Raw genomic sequence first — 18,676 nt, forward strand, 5'->3', positions numbered from 1 at the left:
GATCAACTTTTTTTCAAAACTACCTTTTCTTTTTCTTTAGTAACAATTTGTTGATAGAAATTTTTGATTTCGTTGTATGCATCTGCTGCAACAAGGGTACTATTACTTCTAAAAGATTTAGAGACTTGGATGCTTTGGGCATTTACTTGCCTAAAGGCTAACGTATAGGATCCTAATCCGTTAGAGAGTTGAAGTTCGAGTGGTTCTGGAATACGCTCTACACTATAGCCCTCAGGAATGGTATAGGTGATGGCGCCTTCAAAGGTTCGTGGGTATCTAAAATCTATAGGGAGTTTTCTTTCAGAGGCTTTAAAAGGATTTTCAGGGATTATCAGAAATAAATGAGGAGAAAGATACATTTTATCATCAATAACCTCTACAAAATCTGTAGTTTCAAAGCTAAAAGAGATGGTTACAGGCTTTGATAACTCATCTAAATCAAAAGTAATATCATACACCTCGTCTAGATCCAACATGCCTCTTAAAATTCCCTCTTGGTAGTCTACGTCTCTTCCTCTAAGGGTATTTCGCATATAGAGCCCTTCATTGTTTGTATATTTTCGTCTACATTTTCCAGTGAGCAGTCCTTGACGATCTATGTTGACAATCATCATCGATGTATTTTCTGAGTATTCTTTTGAAAATAAGGAGATGGCCATAGAGCTACCATCGTCTTTTAACAATCTTCCTTCCCAATTCATAATCCGTTCTGGTAATAACCCAGGAGTTAAATTTTTATCAGAGGCATCCATAAGAAGCCATTCTTCATTATGATAAACGGCTGCAACAGCATAATCAAAGCCGTCTACAGTTGGGAATATAGGGATTCCTTTTTTCTTAGTGCTTGCCATCACGGGTGCTGCATCAAGCCCCATTCTTTTGAGTAAGGCAACCAAAAGCACATTAATTTCATAAGGTGTTCCCGATTGATCATTATAGGCTTTACGCAAGTCTTGTAGTCTGTATTTATTTACGGCTTTATCCCAGGTCATTCTATCTTTGATAAAATTATAGGCAAGATGGATCCTGTCTATTCTGTTATCTGCCTTTGCTTTTAATGTACTACTGACCTCATCTAAAAAACGAGTTCTATCTATTTGTCCTTTAACCCGTGCATCATTGTTAAGGTATGCGGCTACTTCCTCCCACGTTTTGGCTCTTTTTATTCTTTGTCCTTCCCTATATTCTTCAGCTGCTAATTCATATACAATAGATACTTTATAATTTTCTATATTATTTACAAAAGGTTCTTCTTTTAGCGCTGGAATATCTTTGAGGCTGTACTCTGTAACGACATCTTTGAACCTCATCGTATTTGTAGCTGAACCTCCTGTACGTCCTCCAAAGGGATTCTTTTGTTCTATACTAAAATTCTGAGTGCGTTTCTGGGCATATTCTTTTGCGTGTACATCCAGATAGCCTTTCACAAACTTATTATAATCAAAAAATTGTGGAATCTCAATTTTCGCGAAAGCGTTTTTAACAGGAATATTTTCTTGAAAAATCACATCATCTATTTCTTGATAGGTAGATTCAATAAGATATTCGTATTCCACTATAGAGCCCTGTTTGACGGCAGGCATGGCAATAGAAACTTCTTTTATATTTTTATTAATCGTGTTTTCAATGATACTTTCCTTAGGTGTTTTGGTCTTTTCCACTTTTCCGTCAACAAGATTATAGGTAAACGCCTCTAATTTTTTAATATTTTCTTCTTCTCGACCATCTCGGTAGAGGCGTATTCTTTTTGTTGCATATGGAAATCCTGATATACTGTTTATGAGGACGACTTCATGAACGTTTGTGACTAAAATCCATCCGTCTAAGTTATCACGGTATTCAAAATGTGTGTTTCGATATTTGTGCAAGAAAACTGCGGGTGCAGCATTTTGTTCGCTATTTAGAGGAATTTCAAAGTGTTCTTTTTTAAGTTTCCCTATCTTGAATTCTTGGGCAGTGATAACACTGGCCAATAACAGAAATACGGAACAAATTATATATTTTTTAATCATGATTTTACGAGGACTATTTTTTCTGTTTCTTTCTCAACCCTTAATTTAAAAAATTCTTTGATCTCAGGGTAATCATCTGATGAGATTTCTCCTTGACCAACAGTGAATTCTGTTACTATCTGTATAGTACTTCCTACTTCTTTACAATTGTATGTAAAAGAACCTATTTGATCAGGTAAATTTATTTTAATGCTGGCAGGTATAGATTCTACTATGTAATTGTCTGGAATTTTTATTTTAATTAGTTTTTTTACACTTTTTGGGAATCCAAAATTTATTGGGTATTTACGTTCTGTTTCAAAAAAAGGCGACTCAGTTAACGATAAATGAAATAAAGGTGAGAGGTATACTTTATCATTTATTTTTTCCAGTTCATCTTCTTTTTCAAATTTATAACTCCACACTATTTTGTCTAATAGTCTATCGTGCTTTATGAGATCAAATTGAGAAATAATGAAGGCATTAGATCCTTTATTGACCACATCTTCAATATCAAACTCTTGATAGTCATCAACAAACGTTTTCTTTAAATCAATCGCATAATAGCCCGATAATTGTTCTTGTACTTCCCCTTCCACATCCAAATCTTCATTTATGGATACATTTATAATACTATTTATATTGGATAATGGAATTTCTGTGAGGTCTACCCATGAAAATGATCTATTCTCATTTATCATTATGCCTTTCCAATTGACAACCATTTCTGGAAGGTATCTAAAATTAGATTTTGGATTGGTGACATCAAAAATATATTGCTTATAATCAATTACGGCTCCTGACAGAATGTAATTAAATGATTCTAAACTCGCCGTTAGAGGAATTCCATTACTTTTTGTAGAGGCCAATATTGGAGATGATTCAATTCCTATCGTTTTTAGCATTGACACAAAAAGTAGATTTATATCTGCTAAATTTCCTTGTTTTGTTTGAAAAGTCACTAAGGAAGACTTGTTGTCTGGAATAATACTAAAACTACCATTCCATTTAATATTCTTTCGTAAATAATTAAAAATAAGCTCAGCGATTTTATACTCATCTTTCTCATCTCCAATCATCCCAATGAGCCCTCCCTTAAAATTATCTTTAGGCAGGTATCCTTTTATAAAGGACTCAAAATCTAATAATATGTCTACAAAATCTCGGAAAGTTTTTATCTCATCTCCCCAAATAAAACCCGCTTTTTTGATTTCTATTTTTGATCTGTAAGAATCAAGATTATCTACATAATCTTCTTTTTCAAAAGCTGGGACATTTTTTGCTTCAATCACAATGGTCTTTGAGTCTTTCTCCTTAAATTCTAGATCTAACAGAGCCTTGGAATTTTGTATAAAACTAAGCTGATAATCACTTCTGTTTCTTAAAACCACTTGAGCATAATTAACAGGTATTTCATATTGAAGAAAAATATCGTTGAATGTCCCTTTAGAAGCCTTATACCTATACTCAATGATGCTACCTGTCTGTACTTTTGGCATGGTAAACTTACGCAAAGTGGCTATTTTAACTTTTCTTGAGGTACCCTCTAAAAGCTTATCTAGTTTAGTAACAACTACTTTTCCTTCTATTAGATTATAGGTAAATCCCTCTATATCGATAACATCTTCATAGGGGATTTCTACATTTGCAAAATCATAACCAAGTTCATTTAAAATCTTGATTCTTTCATGAATTACTATTTCTTTACCTACATCATCCTCAACATATCGATATAATACAATGGCATTTGCTGATGGAAATACGCTTTTATAATCCTCGTTAAAGTCTTCTATACTTACGTTGCCAAACGTTATCTTTTTTTGCCCAAAAAAGCAGGTGCTTTGAAGAAAAATAATTCCATACAAACTTGCTTTGAGGCAGTACTTAATAACTTTTGACATATAAATATGTTTATGATTTCACAAAAACGATCTTTTCTGATTCTTTTTCTAAGATCATTTTATAATATTGTTGTAAGTCCTTGTAGTATTCAGCGCCAATCACAGGTGTTTTAATAGCGTTTTGGAACGTGATATTTACCTTCCCCGCATTTTCTGTTACACCATACCTAAAAGAGCCCATATCATTTGAGAGATTAATATTTAAAGGTTCAGGTAATGATTCTACTTGATATCCTTCTGGTATTACAATAGACACGTTATACTTATCTGACCATGGGTATACAAAGTCTATCGGGTATGCTCTTGTTTCTGATTTGAAATAATTTTCTTTGGTTGCTAGATGAAGAAGCGGCGACACATACATTTTATCTCCAATAATTTCGACAGCTTCTTCGTTTTCAAAATTATATTCTAAAGTTAGAGGCTTATCATATGCTTTCATATCTTTAAATGAATGGTCAATCATTTCTAGTGATTCAAAATTCTCTTCCATTTTTGTAGATTGTTCATCTTCTTTTAAACTTCTGTAACTAGCTCTTTGCCCTTTAGCATAATGCCCTGTAAATCTATTTTTTGAATTCCCTGTAACTACAAGATCATCGCTTATTTCAAGATTCATTAGGCACATGTGCGTCGCAGGACTAGAAGGAAGCAAATCTACCAATAGCGAACTACCATCTGGTCTTACCATTCTTCCTTTCCAATTTAAAAGGTTTGTTCTAAGAACACTAGCCACACCTGTTTTATCAACTCCATCTAGTAAGAATAATCGATTATCTAAAACAGCCCCAGCAATCACATAATTAAATCCTGTTCTTGTTGGAAAAAAAGGAATTCCGTTTGCTTTGGTGCTTATTAGAATAGGATTGGTTTCTATACCTGCATAATTGAGCATTGAAACGAGCATTAGATTAATATCTGCTACATTCCCTAATCCACTATCATAAGCTTTTTTAACACCATTGTCAGCATAGACACCATAGTATTGATTCCACGTCATTTTTGATTTAACAAAATCAAAAATTTTCATCATTTTTTCTTTTGGGGTCGCAACACCAGATAATAAAGCGTCTATATCTTTCTTAAAGTATTTTGTGATCTCTAACTCTTTTCCAAAGTTTTCTGATTTATATATTTTTGTTGCTACATCTTCCCAAGAGGTCGCATAGTTACGCACTTGAGAGTTTGGGAATTTGGTGTATGCTAATTCAAACTGTAAAGCAGAAATATAATTATTTAAATTCCCTGCAAAAGGTTCCTCCTTTAACGCTGGGATATTTTCTAGGTTTACGATATAGCCATTTTCTGTAAAGTCCACTTCTGCTGTCCCTCTTTCTGTCCGGGTTGCTCTCGCTAACTCAGTTTCTTCATATCGGTAGCGTATGGTACGGTTTTTTTTCTCTGTGGTTAATCCCAAAGGAATTCCACCTTTTCCATGGGTTCTGTATACTAAATATTCTGGTGCAAAAAAGCGCATTTCAACCTTATCTACAGGAATATTTTCTTGAAAACGAAATTCATCTATGTTAGAGTAAAAAGGGGTTGTGAAGGTATATTTAAACTCGATAATACAGCCATCTTGAATGTCGGGCATTGTAAACTTTTTGATTTTTATTGTTTTACTTCGCTCTTCTTCAAAGATCCCATTATTTTGAAGCTTGCTATCTTCAATTTTACCCTCTACTAAGTTATAGGTATAGGCCTTTAAGGAAGTAACCGTTTCATTGTCACTTGAACCTTGATACATTATTATTTCCTGATTGGCAAGATCATATCCGTCTTTGTTGTATATTTTGATACGCTCTTGATGTTCTGTTACCACAACAAAACCAGCATCTTGAGTGTAATTAAATTTAGTATCCGTACTTCTATATAAAATTGCAGCACCAGCCTCTGGATCCGATGTATGAGATGTCTCAGCAAGTTCTTCTTCAGAAATTTTTCCAAATTTATAATTTTGGGCAATGGCAGTTTGTTGGATCACAACCAGGCCTACTAAAATGAGTGCGTATTTTTTTATCATTGTTTATTGTTTTTTTGTGAGTACAATTTTTTGATCATCGTATCGGACAATTTTTCTGATAAATGATCTAAAGTCTTTATATTTCTCTTTAGAAAAAGTTCCATTATACATAGAAAATTTTCTAGTATATTTTATATTGTTGTCATCTACACGCTCAAAAGTTACATCATACGTTCCAAACTCACTTTCTTCGTGAATATTTTCAAATGAATCCTGCAATACATATGTGTCAGGAATTGTTACGATCACTTCATCTTCATCTACAAAACCCCTATCGATATAGAGATCTAAGTTCCTCTCCTTATATCTTTTAGGAACATTGGTATATCTGTTAACGGCGTTCAAAGCAACAAGCATCTCTTCGCCAGCAAAAGACGCATAATTATCTGCTGAAAAAGTGATTTTTTCATTCATTACGACATCTCGTCTATTATTTTCTAAATCAATAGACCCTATTTTCATGTTATTGATATGTCGCCAAAAATTATAATAATGTTTATTTTGATCACTCTCAATTTGATTTTCTAAAGCGTAACGATCGTTATATTGGATTCCTTTGGATTTCATAGTGACCGTCGCCTCAAGAGCTCCTTCGGGAGTGATTTTACAAACGCCTGTTAGATGTTGCGTGTTTTTTGAATAATCATAAATATCAGTGTGTACTATTTTCCCACCTTCTGGAGTGATTACTACTACATCTCGATCATCTGTAAAGTCACCTATAAATCCAAAAGGAATATCTTGGCTTGTACACTCTAACCATACATATTCTTCTCCATTAGGAATGCTAAGTATAGCATGATTGCCTTGCATAGAAGCAAAATCTGATTGAATATCATTTTTGTCACCTCCTGCATAGAGAACGGTATAATAAGATGGTATTTCAGCTACTTCTAACAATGATTTTGTATAATTTGTGAGCGCTTTACAGTCTCCGTAACCCAGTGCGTCAACTTCAGAAGCTAGCATGGGTTTCCAACCTCCAATTCCTATTTGTACGCTAATGTATCGTGTTTTTTGTTGCACATATTCATAAATTTTACGTGCTTTTTCGATCTTACTGGTATCACCCTCCACCAGCTTTAAGATTTCATTTTTGGTTTCTAGTGGTAACTCTCTTGTTCCTTTTAAAAGATAATCATCTATCCATTTCCCATAACTAGCCCAATCATCTCCTGTCCCGTCAACACCTGATAAGTGAAACTTATTGAGTGCAAAAATCACTTTAGGTACTATTTTCTTAAAACCAGGACCATAGGCTTCTGGAACATACGCCTTATAATTTTTTACAGAAACTTCAATTTTACCGGGAGATTCATCAATAACAATTTGCTCACTAGGATTCAATACCTTATGTTTTAATTCAAACTCTGAGGCATATGTTAAAGTATACATGCTCTTTACAGTGCTGCTTTGATACGTCGTATTAGGATACCAAAAAGGAATTAAGGCCGTATCCTTCGTCACTTTTGAATACGAAAAAACAACTGTAAACGGATAAGAAACAGGAGTGTATTCTAAGTATTTGATTCTAGAATCTGAAAAAAGAGTACTACCACCTACAGCGCTTACATCTTTAAAATCATTTTTTTTAACCTCTTTTATCTCTTTACCAAATTTATCATAAATAATGGCTTCCAGTTTTTTTATCCTTGAATCTTTATCATAATCTATCACCGCATTTATATCGCTCATCCCTTTTTTATTGAGCACTGTTATGACCCGGTAATAGTCGATTTCTAACGTACGCTGATCTGGAATATGAACTGTAGTTTGCTCATCACGTATGATACTATCTGCATTTTCTACAAGATCCTTTGGCAGTATGATCGCTTGTAGTTCTTGTGGAGTTTGAGCTAATAACAGTGTAGATTGCAATAAGATGCAACACAAAAGAAGTAGGCGCATTTTTTTTAGGCAATATAAAACTAGCTAGGGAGATAGCAAAGATTTATTGCCTGTTTTTTGAATCGATAGAAATGGTCACTGGGCCGTCATTTAATAAACGTACTTTCATATCGGCTCCAAATTCTCCAGTGTAGACTTGTTTGGTATGCTTTCGCGAAAGCGTACTTACAAATTTTTCATACAAAGGAATGGCTATTTCTGGCCGAGCGGCTTCTAAAAAAGAAGGGCGATTTCCTTTTTTGGTACTAGCATGCAGGGTAAACTGACTGATCACTAAAAGATCTCCGTCAATATCTTTTACAGACAAATTCATGGCTCCTTGAGCATCACTAAATACTCGTAGGCCTATAATTTTATTAGTCAGCCATTCTATATCTTCTTGTGTATCATCGTGAGTAATACCAAGAAGCACGAGAAAACCCGCTGAAATATTTGATTTCACAACATTATTAATGGTTACAGAAGCTTCTGAAACACGTTGAATGATAACTCTCATATCTTATTAGGTTGCGTGATGGTCTTTACGATATTGCTCCTCATCACCTTCCATGATTTGGACATAACTTTTATAGCGAGACCAATGCAACTCGTCATTATCTAATGCCTCTTTTACAGCGCATTTAGGTTCTTCTAAGTGAAGACAGTTATTGAATTTACAGTCACTTTTTAAGGCAAAAAACTCAGGGAAATAATTCCCTATTTCTTCTCGCTCCATGTCTACAATCCCGAATCCTTTGATTCCTGGAGTATCTATGATTTTTGCATTAAAACTCAAGTCATACATTTCGGCAAACGTGGTGGTATGTTGCCCTTGCATATGTTGTGTACTGATCTCCTTGGTCTTAAGGTTTAAGTTAGGTTCAATAGCATTGACAAGGGTAGATTTTCCCACGCCACTATGTCCCGTAAACATATTTACTTTGCCTTCCATTTGCTTTTTGACGGCATCTACATTGGTTTGTTTTAATGCTGAAATTCCCATACACTCGTATCCAATATCTCTATACATCGCAGCTAGAAATTTGATTTCAAGCAACTCATCTTCTGTATACGTATCAATTTTGTTGAAGAGTAAAATGGCTTTAATCCCGTAAGCTTCGGCAGTAATTAAAAAACGATCTATAAATGCAGTAAATGTGGGTGGATTGTTTAAGGTAACGAGTAAAAAGACCTGATCTACATTAGAAGCTATAATGTGTGTTTGTTTTGAGAGGTTTACAGACTTTCTAATAATATAGTTTTCCCTGTGATGAATATTGGTAATCACCCCCGTTTCTACATCACTTTTGGTATCGAGATCAAAATCTACAATATCCCCCACAGCTACTGGGTTTGTGCTTTTTATGCCTTGGATACGGAACTTCCCTTTGATACGACACTCATACCATTGATTTTGCTCCGTTTTTACGGTGTACCAACTTCCTGTAGACTTATATACGGTTCCTCTCATAAAATAGAATTATGCAAAAATAATCACTTTTTACGTAGTAATTGGTTTAATTTGCTGCTGTAAAAACCATTTAATACACATATTATGAAAAAAATCTTACTAGGACTTGTACTCATTACGCTTCTATCTTTTGATATGCAAGCACAACAATATGAGGTAAAAGTTGTTACTTCTGTTGAATCTATTGTTCCAAACGGTTTAGGTCGTAGCCGTCTTATCTCTGCCAATGACTCAAGAGATTACAAAGAGTTTACGTCTACGCAAACAGAAGAAGACAATACACGTAACAAATCTAAGAGAGATGAGATTCGAGTAAAAGGATTTGATGAAACAAAATTATTGAACTTTTACAACCTTGGAGGGATTCGTTTTCAAAACATTGCGTCTAATGACGCACTTATTGAATCAAAGATCAACACCATGTTAGCCGAAGGATGGGATTTAGCTTTTGTAGCGAGTGCTGTAGAAAGTGAAGGTGGAAAAGGTGATGGAAAAGGAATTTTTATTACTCGATATTTTTTTAAGAGATTAAAACAATAGCCCCTTTATAAATAGAACTGCTATTAAAAAGGCTTCCAAATATATCTTTTGGAAGCCTTTTTTCTGAAGTATAAGTCGTTTTAAAAAACTACGATTAAGATTATTTAGAAAGTGCTATTTTATGCTGGTGATTAATAGATTCTTGGTGTATTGCTTTAAATACTCTCAAAATAAACTCCTCACTTAGGTTGTGTTGTTCTCCTTCAAGAATCATTTTTCCTAAAATCTCATTCCAACGTTTTGTTTGCAAGATAGCCACATTGTTATCACTTTTAAGGTGTCCTATTTGATCTGCAATCTTCATACGCTTTCCAAGAGACTCAATAAGCTGATGATCCACAACATCTATCTGAGTACGTAGCGTATTAAGTTTATTATTATACTCAATCTCATTGCCTTCTGTTTTTCTTATTTTAAGATCAACCATCATCTTAATAAGCGTGTCTGGTGTGATTTGTTGTGCGGCATCACTCCATGCGTTATCAGGATCATAATGCGTTTCAACCATCAAGCCATCATAATTTAAATCCAGAGCTGTCTGGCTAAGATCATGAATAATATCACGACGTCCTGCGATGTGAGAAGGGTCTAGTATTAATGGTAGATCTGGAAAACGATTTTGCAAGTCAATCGCTATTTGCCATTCTGGATTATTTCTATAACGTGTTTTTTCATAGGTAGAAAATCCTCTATGAATCACTCCTAGATTTTGAATGTCTGCTGTATGAAAACGCTCTACAGCCCCGAGCCAAAGCGATAAATCTGGATTTACTGGGTTTTTGATCAGTACCGTCTTATCTGTTCCTCTCAGTGCATCTGCGATGTCTTGCACTATAAAAGGAGATACTGTAGTACGCGCTCCAATCCATAAAATATCTACATCATGTGCTAATGCGAGTTCTACATGATTTGCATTTGCCACTTCTGTGGTGGTGAGCATTCCTGTCTCTTCCTTTGCTTTTTGAAGCCATTTTAATCCTAAAGCACCGACGCCTTCAAAGTTACCCGGACGCGTACGAGGTTTCCAAATACCTGCTCTTAAAACCGTAGCATCGGTATCTTTCAACTGATGTGCAATTTTTAATACTTGCTCCTCTGTTTCTGCGCTACACGGACCAGCTATTACGAGTGGATGATCCAAGTTAAAGGCATCTAACCAATTTCTGAGTTCTTTTTTATTTTCCATAGTGTTGCATGTTTGTGCCTCTTCAGGCTTATTCGATTCCTTTTAATATTTCTTTAATATGATTTGTATTTTCCATTTCTTCATACACTCCTTTGAAATTATCTTCCTGCATTAATTTCTTAAAATGTGCAAGGTTGATCATATATTCATCAAGTGTCTCTAAGATATTTTCTTTGTTTTGTTTAAATATAGAGGTCCAAGTAGTGGGATTACTTTTTGCGAGTCGTACAGTAGAGGCAAAACCACTTCCTGCCATATCAAAAATATCGCGTTCATTTTTTTCTTTATTAATAACCGTCTTCCCAAGCATAAAAGCGCTGATATGCGATAGATGCGATACGTAGGCAATGTGCTTATCGTGAGACACAGGATCCATATACCTAATACGCATCCCGATTGCTGTAAATAATTGCAAGGCTTTTTCTTGTAGTTTAAAACTTGTTTTTTCTACTTCGCAAATAATATTTGTCTTCCCTTTATAAAGGCCTTCTACAGCAGCCATAGGTCCTGAAAACTCAGTCCCCGCAATGGGATGACAAGCCAAGAAGTTTCTTCGTTTCTCATGAGCTTTAACACACTCACAAATAGATGCTTTGGTAGATCCCATATCCACCACCAAGGTTTGATCTCCTATTTGGTCTAATACCTCTGGAAGTATTTTTGAAGCTATATCTACAGGAACTGAGAGGACTACTAAATCTGCTTCTTCTATAGATGAAATAGTGGCTTCAGCATCGATCAATCCTATTTTTATAGCATCAGCGATGTGTTCTGGTGTTTTGTCTATTCCAAAAACCTGAGCTTTAGGATACAGCTTTCTAAAATCTCTTGCAAGAGAGCCTCCTATTAATCCTATTCCTATGATATAAATCTTTTCCAAGTATTTCTATTTTTTTTGCTTTCGCGCCTGCCTGCCGGCAGGAAAGCGTTATTAAACAACCTCAATGCAAGCATACAAGATCTTTATGAGTGATTACTATTTTCAATTTTGAGATAAGCCCTAGAGAATTGAATCTTTGGCTATCACTCTGCGATTAAAATCGGTCAATCGCATTTCTTATTTGATCTTCTGTGACACACAAACTAAAACGAATATAGCCCTCACCTTGCGTTCCAAATATAGTTCCCGGAGTTATAAAAACATATTTTTCCAGTAATATATTATCTATAAATTGTTCTGCATCAACTCCTTCAGGAAGTTTTGCCCACACAAAAAGCCCCACACTATCCTCCGCATACGTACACCCCAATTTCTCAACGAGTTTATAAACAAGGGCGCGGCGCTTTTTGTAGATATCATTAATCGTATCAAACCAAGACGTATCAAGTTGCAATGCTGCAATCGCACCTTGTTGTATGCCATAAAACATCCCACTGTCCATGTTTGACTTCACTTTTAAGATATGATTGATATGTGTTTGATCCCCCAAAACCATCCCTACGCGCCAGCCTGCCATATTGAAACTCTTACTCAAGGAATTAAGTTCTAAAGCAACTTTTTTGGCTCCCTCATATGCCAGTATGGATGTTGGATTTTCATTTAGAATAAAGCTATATGGATTGTCATTAACGATGAGGATGTGGTTCGCTTTCGCGAAAGCGATTAATTCCTCAAAAAAACCATCTTGAGCGTTTGCTCCCGTAGGCATATGCGGATAATTTACCCACATCAATTTCACTTGACTCAGGTCCTGCTCTTGTAACGCTTTGAGGTCCGGCAACCAGTGATGATTGGCATCTAGATCATAAAAAACGGGAATAGCTTCTACCAACTTTGTAACAGCGCTATACGTAGGATATCCAGGATTAGGAATCAACACCTTGTCACCTGGATTCAAAAACGCCATACTAATATGCATGATCCCTTCCTTAGAACCCATTAAAGGCAATACCTCTGTAGTTGCATCTACCGTGACTTGATAGTGTTTTTTATAAAAATCAACCATCGCTTGTCTCAATTCAGGAATCCCTGTATAGCTTTGGTATTGATGCGCTTTGGGATTTTCTAATCCTTTCTTTAAGGCTTCGACTACCGTAGCAGGTGCGTCTACATCTGGGCTTCCAATTCCCATATTAATGATAGGATGACCCGCCGCCTCTAACGCGCGTACCTCTTTAAGCTTTCGCGAAAAGTAATACTCCTTAGTTTCTTGTAATCTATTTGCGGGTTGTATCATCGTTTTTGGTTTTTGTATTCTCCCAACACTTTAAAATCTGTCGACATAATAGCTAATACTTTTTTTGCTTTTTCATAATCACTGTACATCTCAAAAGTCACATCTACAAAAAATGCATATTTCCACGGAGTTTCAATGACAGGCATAGACTGTATTTTGGTGAGGTTAAGCTTACAATCACTCATCACATTAAGAATGGTTGCTAGACTTCCTCGTTTATGATCTGTTGTAAAGCACATGGAAGCTTTATTAAACGCTTCATTGTGTTGTTTTTCTTTTGTACTTACTATAAAAAAGCGTGTCTCATTATGTTTTATGGTTTGTATTTGATGGGCTATAATTTCTAAATCATAAATTTGAGCTGCTGTAGCACTTGCAATCGCGGCAATTCCTGTAAGGTTTTCTTCTTGTATTTGACGAGCCACTCCCGCCGTATCTGTTGCTTCTACTAATTTTATAGAAGGGTATTGTGTGAAAAATGCACGACACTGAATAAGTGCCATAGGATGTGACCACACTTCTTTAATCGCTGACATGTCTTGTCCTGATAATGCCATCAAATTATGCTGCACATCCAGATAAAACTCTCCTTCTATAGTAAGGTGATGCTGATCTATCAAAGCATAATTGGGCAAGATCGCACCAGCGATAGAGTTTTCTATGGCCATGACAGCTGCTGTTGCTTTTCCCGTAATGAGCTGATCTACTAGGGTAGGAAAAGACATGCATTCTATCACAGATACATCTGTCGCAAAAAACTCTTGAGCTACCTTATGATGGAAAGATCCTTTTACACCTTGAATTGCTATGTTCATTTTATTCCCGCGAAGACGGGAATCTCATCCCACATTCGACTTTTTTTATTATAAAAGTGAGAATCTCCTCTCACATTCGACTTTTATTTTATTCCCGCTAAAGCGGGAATCTTGTTTTCTAACAATTCACTCAACTATATGATTCCCGCCTTCGCGGGAATGCTCTGAAACAAAAAAAAGCCCTAATAATTATATCAGGACTTTAAAGAGTTTTTGAGTGTTATTTATCACCATCACCGTCCCGATTTCTTCTGCCCGAAGAAAAAGAAATAGCTGTTCCAGTAATAAATATTTGTAAACATTATGAATTTGTTTGGGTCTAAAATAGAAAAAAAAATAAGGCAATCAACATTAAAAAAATATTTTCTATAATTTTTTCCAATAGTTTCAATTTTAAGGTGAAATATTATGAATTTGACAATCAAAATTCTATGCATTATAAAATACGTACCATTCTTATTCGTTAGATTTGTAAAAAGTCTTAAATATGTCTATCGTTGTCAAGAATATTACAAAAACCTACGAAGCTCAAAAAGCACTAGACACCGTTTCTTTTACCTTAAAGAAAGGAGAAATTGTTGGCTTCTTAGGGCCTAATGGCGCTGGAAAAAGTACGATGATGAAAATTCTAACGACGTATCTCACGCCTTCTGAAGGAACGGCTTCTGTCAATAATTACAATACAATAACAGACACACAAAACGTACGTAAATCTGTGGGTTATTTACCAGAGCACAATCCTTTATACTTAGAGATGTATGTGCGGGAGTATCTTGCATTTAATGCAAACATCCATAAGACTTCTAAAGAACGCGTGAATGAAGTGATACAACTTACAGGTCTCACTGCAGAAGCATATAAAAAAATAGGACAACTCTCAAAAGGGTATAGACAACGCGTCGGACTTGCCAATGCCTTACTACACGATCCAGAAGTTTTAATTCTTGATGAGCCCACTACAGGTCTTGATCCTAATCAATTGTTAGAAATACGCGGACTCATTACATCCATAGGAAAAGAAAAAACTATTTTGATGAGCACACACATTATGCAAGAGGTAGAAGCGATATGTGATCGTGTGATTATTATTAATAAAGGAAAAATTGTTGCCGACAAGAAACTTCAAGACCTCAGAGAGGAAAAACAACAAACCGTTATTGTTGAGTTTGATTATCGTGTGGAAACTGTTGCTTTAGAAAGATTAGATAAAGTGACCTCGGTAAAAAACACACATGACTTTATTTATGAAGTTACTTTTGGTACTAAAGAAGACATGCGCTCTAAAGTGTTTGACTTCGCCCATGACAATAACCTCAAAATCTTACAGCTTAATCAGAAGAATGCAAGTTTGGAAAGCTTGTTTACGGAACTAACGACATAAATGTATTTCTGTAAATTCGCTAAAGCTTCTTAGGTATATTCTTATACCATGACAGTGTATTCATAAACTAATACAGTGATCTTTATTTCTAGTTTCTTTCCAATCATCATAAATATAAGTTTCGAGATGATGCTTTCTTATTTTTCTCCAGCTTACAACAGGATGTACATTTTGGACGAAAAGAAGTGACGGTGAAAACTCCTTGATATTTTTCGCTTTAAGCGAAAATACCTAAGAAATCAAAAATCCATAAGTTCATCGTTTAAAACAGAAATCACATGCCACAAAAAGTATCTTTTATTTTGATCTCATTGAATTTTAACCTGAACCTAACCTAGATGTGGACATCCAAAGAAAGTTAACGAATAACCTGATTGCATGTTAATTATGTGAAACGCGCGTTTAATTATACTGTTAGATTCACTAATTAATTATTCTTGTCGAACTTATGTCAATTAGTAAGTAGTTCTCCTATAGCTTTCAACTTTGAAATACCCTGATTTTTTAAGTTTTTAAAACTAGATTATTTTATGAAACTTTTACATACTTCTTATTTAGAATGACAAAAAACACTTTATATTTTGTTTAATAATTTCTTAAATAGGGTAAACAAAAAAGAATTATATACTATATTTACGTATACAATTAATAAACGTCTAACTAAATAAACAGCCATGACACAAGAACTAGGAAATGCAAATTTTGAAAATTTTATAGGGGCAACCGAGGGATTTTCAGATATTGCTTATCAATTTACATCACATATTTTAACTCTTGGATACGCGGTAATGCTTGCAGGTTTGCTCTACTTTATCCTTACCATAAAAAATGTAGATAAGAAATTTCAAATGTCAAATATCTTATCTGCTGTTGTAATGGTATCTGCATTTTTACTTTTATATGCACAAGCACAAAACTGGACAACGAGCTTTACTTTTGATGCAGAGAGAGGTAAATACTTCTTAAATCCAGAAGGAGATCTTTTTAATAATGGATATCGTTATCTCAATTGGTTGATAGATGTGCCCATGCTATTATTCCAAATTTTATTTGTGGTGAGTTTAACCTCATCAAAATTTAGTTCTGTACGTAATCAATTCTGGTTTTCTGGAGCAATGATGATTATAACAGGATACATAGGACAATTTTACGAAGTAAGTAATCTTACTGCATATTTTATATGGGGAGCAATCTCTTCTGTTTTCTTTTTCCATATCCTTTGGGTAATGAAAAAGGTCATAAATGAAGGTAAAGAAGGTATTTCATCTGCTGGACAAAAAATACTTTCCAATATCTGGATATTATTTCTAGTATCTTGGATGTTATATCCAGGAGCATATCTCATGCCGTATTTAACGGGTATCGATGGTTTTTTATATAGTGAAGATGGAGTGATGGCAAGACAGCTAACTTATACGATCGCAGATGTTGCTTCTAAAGTAATTTACGGTGTATTGTTAGGTAATCTTGCATTACAACTAAGTAAAAAAACCGATCTTAAAGCATAATAAGAGCATAATAAGAATATCATTTTCAAAAGTCTTTTATGACTTGTTTTGATTAAAAATTCCCTTGGATCTAGTACCCAAGGGAATTTTTAGTTTATGGAGATTACTATTTACAATTGTATCGTAAAATCTTGATTCCCTATAGTAATCACAGCAATGTTATCACAGGTTCCATCTCCATAATTTAAAACACCATCTACATTGTTTTGAGAAATAGCTAACGTACCGCTTACAAAATGCGGACAGGTCGCTTCTCTACGTAAAGCCTCCGTCACTTCTCCACTACGTGTAAAACCGCTACTAAAGGAAGTATCCCAATTTCCAGTGACACTAAACACATTATCTGTCCAAGTACCAGAACCTACTCCTTCAATCCATTCACGAGTTCTGCTTGCATCACGAGTCGCTGTTACATCTTGTGTTGGAAAATACACAGCAATAGAAGCTGTCACTTCTGATTGCGGGTTTCCATTCTCGTTTTCAAAAGTACGATTAACGGTTCCTCCGCCAGATACCTCGTTCCCATTGTATGTAAAGTTATCATATATATAGGTAATCGTACGAGATTCATTTTGCACAATAGTATAATTTAATACGACTTGGCCAGAAACTAAAGCACCATTATTTAAGGTACACCCTTCACCAAAATCAACTAACGCACTTCCGCTACCATCTCCATTTGGAGATACCGTTATCGTAGCACAGTCGGTAAAAAAGGAATTTAATACGGTGCTACGTGTCTCTTGAATGTTTTCTATATAGGCATTATCAACAACAGCAAAACTTGCATCTTCAGTGATATCTACCTGAGCGGCAAGTGTCAATTGTGCTGTGGTAGGTGTCGTATCAATTACAGTTGTTTCATTTTCGTCATCAGAGCAAGCAAATGCTAAAAAAAGAACGACTACTAAACTAAACATCTTCGTCATTTGAAATTTTTTCATGGTATTCTATTTTATGGTTTACAAATGCTAAGACCGTAAAAAATAGAAAACGTTTAATCTTAACTAAAAAAAGATATGATATTCTTTACTTTGGGCTTAGTATTAGAAAGAATAACCAAAACCCATATTAGCTATCAGCAAGCCGTTATCTGAAACGCCAGGTATGTCAGGAATTGTTGCAACGCCAACTCCAGGTTCACCATTAACATTACCTGTTATTCTGATCTGTTGTGGCACATCTCCAAAACCATAACCTGCTTCTATTCTAAAATAAAATTTCCTACCAAGCTTTGCCCCAAGCTTTACATTAAAAGTATTCACCTCAACTTCTCCCGAAGCAGTTCCGGTAAAGAGTTGCCCTTCTATTGTACGCTCTCCTTCTAAAAAACTATCTGCATGAAATCTAGAATAAGACAAGGAAGCATACATCCCTTTTCCTAATGAATTAAAATAAATATTACTCCCTATTTCAAAATAATTTAATTCATTTTCAGAATCATCTGCATCAATAGTAAAAGTCGCATAATCTACATAAGGCGCTATTCTGTTTCCAAAAAGAGGCGTCACAATTTCCAAATTACCTCCTACTATGTTTGGCACACCAATTTTAACACCCACTCGCACTCGAGGAATGTTCTCATCTGTGTTTGATCCCTGAGCTTTGACCTTATTACTCATTACAAAAATTAATACTGATACTATAAACAACAAACTTTTTTTCATCTTCCTATTTTTAAAACACTGATTACTAACACTAAATATACTTAAATTATTTTTTCCTCTTTCTTAACAAAACAAAAATAAAAGAAGGAAAATGAGCTATAAAACTGACTATTTACAGCATCAAATAAT

The 18,676-nt window shown here is 34.9% G+C and carries 15 protein-coding genes; 3 read left to right on the forward strand and 12 right to left on the reverse strand.

All coding sequences use genetic code 11. From position 1 onward, the window contains the following. Positions 1 to 2: 2 nt before the first annotated feature. The 6 genes from ACFO3O_RS02105 to rsgA are packed head-to-tail and all read right to left on the reverse strand — an operon-like array spanning position 3 to position 9,273. Positions 3 to 2,012, reverse strand: coding sequence for a transglutaminase domain-containing protein (locus tag ACFO3O_RS02105; protein WP_379976880.1), 2,010 nt, complete (start codon positions 2,010 to 2,012; stop codon positions 3 to 5). Then, positions 2,009 to 3,892, reverse strand: coding sequence for a DUF3857 domain-containing protein (locus ACFO3O_RS02110; RefSeq protein ID WP_379976881.1), 1,884 nt, complete (start codon positions 3,890 to 3,892; stop codon positions 2,009 to 2,011). The genes ACFO3O_RS02105 and ACFO3O_RS02110 overlap by 4 nt, the downstream gene beginning before the upstream one ends. A 10-nt stretch (positions 3,893 to 3,902) precedes the next feature. Further along, on the reverse strand, positions 3,903 to 5,915 hold the full coding sequence (locus ACFO3O_RS02115; protein ID WP_379976882.1) for a DUF3857 domain-containing protein: 2,013 nt from the start codon (positions 5,913 to 5,915) through the stop codon (positions 3,903 to 3,905). Positions 5,916 to 5,918: 3 nt separating this feature from the next. Beyond that, complete coding sequence (locus ACFO3O_RS02120) at positions 5,919 to 7,823, reverse strand: DUF3857 domain-containing protein (protein WP_379976883.1); 1,905 nt, start codon at positions 7,821 to 7,823, stop codon at positions 5,919 to 5,921. 43 nt (positions 7,824 to 7,866) lie between these two features. Continuing rightward, positions 7,867 to 8,319: a D-aminoacyl-tRNA deacylase gene (dtd, locus tag ACFO3O_RS02125; protein WP_379976884.1), complete on the reverse strand. Its 453-nt coding sequence runs from the start codon at positions 8,317 to 8,319 to the stop codon at positions 7,867 to 7,869. Between the two features lie 6 nt (positions 8,320 to 8,325). After that, positions 8,326 to 9,273, reverse strand: a complete 948-nt coding sequence (gene rsgA, locus ACFO3O_RS02130) for a ribosome small subunit-dependent GTPase A (protein ID WP_379976885.1) — start codon at positions 9,271 to 9,273, stop codon at positions 8,326 to 8,328. 84 nt (positions 9,274 to 9,357) lie between these two features. Between rsgA and ACFO3O_RS02135 the strand changes: the two genes are divergently transcribed. Further along, a complete protein-coding gene (locus ACFO3O_RS02135; RefSeq protein ID WP_379976886.1) occupies positions 9,358 to 9,813 on the forward strand; it encodes a hypothetical protein in 456 nt (151 codons plus the stop codon). A gap of 100 nt (positions 9,814 to 9,913) precedes the next feature. Here ACFO3O_RS02135 and ACFO3O_RS02140 read toward each other — a convergent pair whose 3' ends face one another. The 4 genes from ACFO3O_RS02140 to ACFO3O_RS02155 all read right to left on the reverse strand — a co-directional run bounded on the left by ACFO3O_RS02140 (position 9,914) and on the right by ACFO3O_RS02155 (position 13,991). Further along, positions 9,914 to 10,999: a chorismate mutase gene (locus tag ACFO3O_RS02140; protein WP_379976887.1), complete on the reverse strand. Its 1,086-nt coding sequence runs from the start codon at positions 10,997 to 10,999 to the stop codon at positions 9,914 to 9,916. 28 nt (positions 11,000 to 11,027) lie between these two features. Further along, positions 11,028 to 11,879 (reverse strand): prephenate dehydrogenase, encoded by an 852-nt coding sequence (locus ACFO3O_RS02145; protein WP_379976888.1) that lies wholly within the window; start codon positions 11,877 to 11,879, stop codon positions 11,028 to 11,030. Between the two features lie 154 nt (positions 11,880 to 12,033). Next, a complete protein-coding gene (locus tag ACFO3O_RS02150) occupies positions 12,034 to 13,176 on the reverse strand; it encodes a pyridoxal phosphate-dependent aminotransferase (protein WP_379976889.1) in 1,143 nt (380 codons plus the stop codon). Further along, positions 13,173 to 13,991, reverse strand: a complete 819-nt coding sequence (locus tag ACFO3O_RS02155; protein ID WP_379976890.1) for a prephenate dehydratase — start codon at positions 13,989 to 13,991, stop codon at positions 13,173 to 13,175. Before ACFO3O_RS02155 ends, ACFO3O_RS02150 begins: the two co-directional genes overlap by 4 nt. 487 nt (positions 13,992 to 14,478) lie before the next feature. Here ACFO3O_RS02155 and gldA point away from each other — a divergent pair, with 487 nt between their 5' ends. Continuing rightward, positions 14,479 to 15,372 carry a gliding motility-associated ABC transporter ATP-binding subunit GldA gene (gldA, locus tag ACFO3O_RS02160; RefSeq protein ID WP_379976891.1) on the forward strand — a complete coding sequence of 298 codons (894 nt, stop codon included), beginning with the start codon at positions 14,479 to 14,481 and terminating at the stop codon, positions 15,370 to 15,372. A 674-nt stretch (positions 15,373 to 16,046) separates the two neighbouring features. Further along, the gene (locus ACFO3O_RS02165) at positions 16,047 to 16,880 is read left to right on the forward strand and encodes a bacteriorhodopsin (RefSeq protein WP_379976892.1); all 834 of its coding nucleotides are present in this window, start codon (positions 16,047 to 16,049) and stop codon (positions 16,878 to 16,880) included. A gap of 110 nt (positions 16,881 to 16,990) precedes the next feature. On the opposite strand, the gene ACFO3O_RS02170 is transcribed toward ACFO3O_RS02165, so the two are convergent. Further along, entirely contained in the window at positions 16,991 to 17,824 is an 834-nt protein-coding gene (locus ACFO3O_RS02170; protein WP_379976893.1) for a hypothetical protein, read from the reverse strand. 102 nt (positions 17,825 to 17,926) lie between these two features. Next, positions 17,927 to 18,502: a hypothetical protein gene (locus tag ACFO3O_RS02175; protein WP_379976894.1), complete on the reverse strand. Its 576-nt coding sequence runs from the start codon at positions 18,500 to 18,502 to the stop codon at positions 17,927 to 17,929. Between the last annotated feature and the right edge of the window lie 174 nt (positions 18,503 to 18,676).

It is taken from the genome of Dokdonia ponticola, from assembly GCF_042653865.1.
Lineage (GTDB): Bacteria > Bacteroidota > Bacteroidia > Flavobacteriales > Flavobacteriaceae > Dokdonia > Dokdonia ponticola.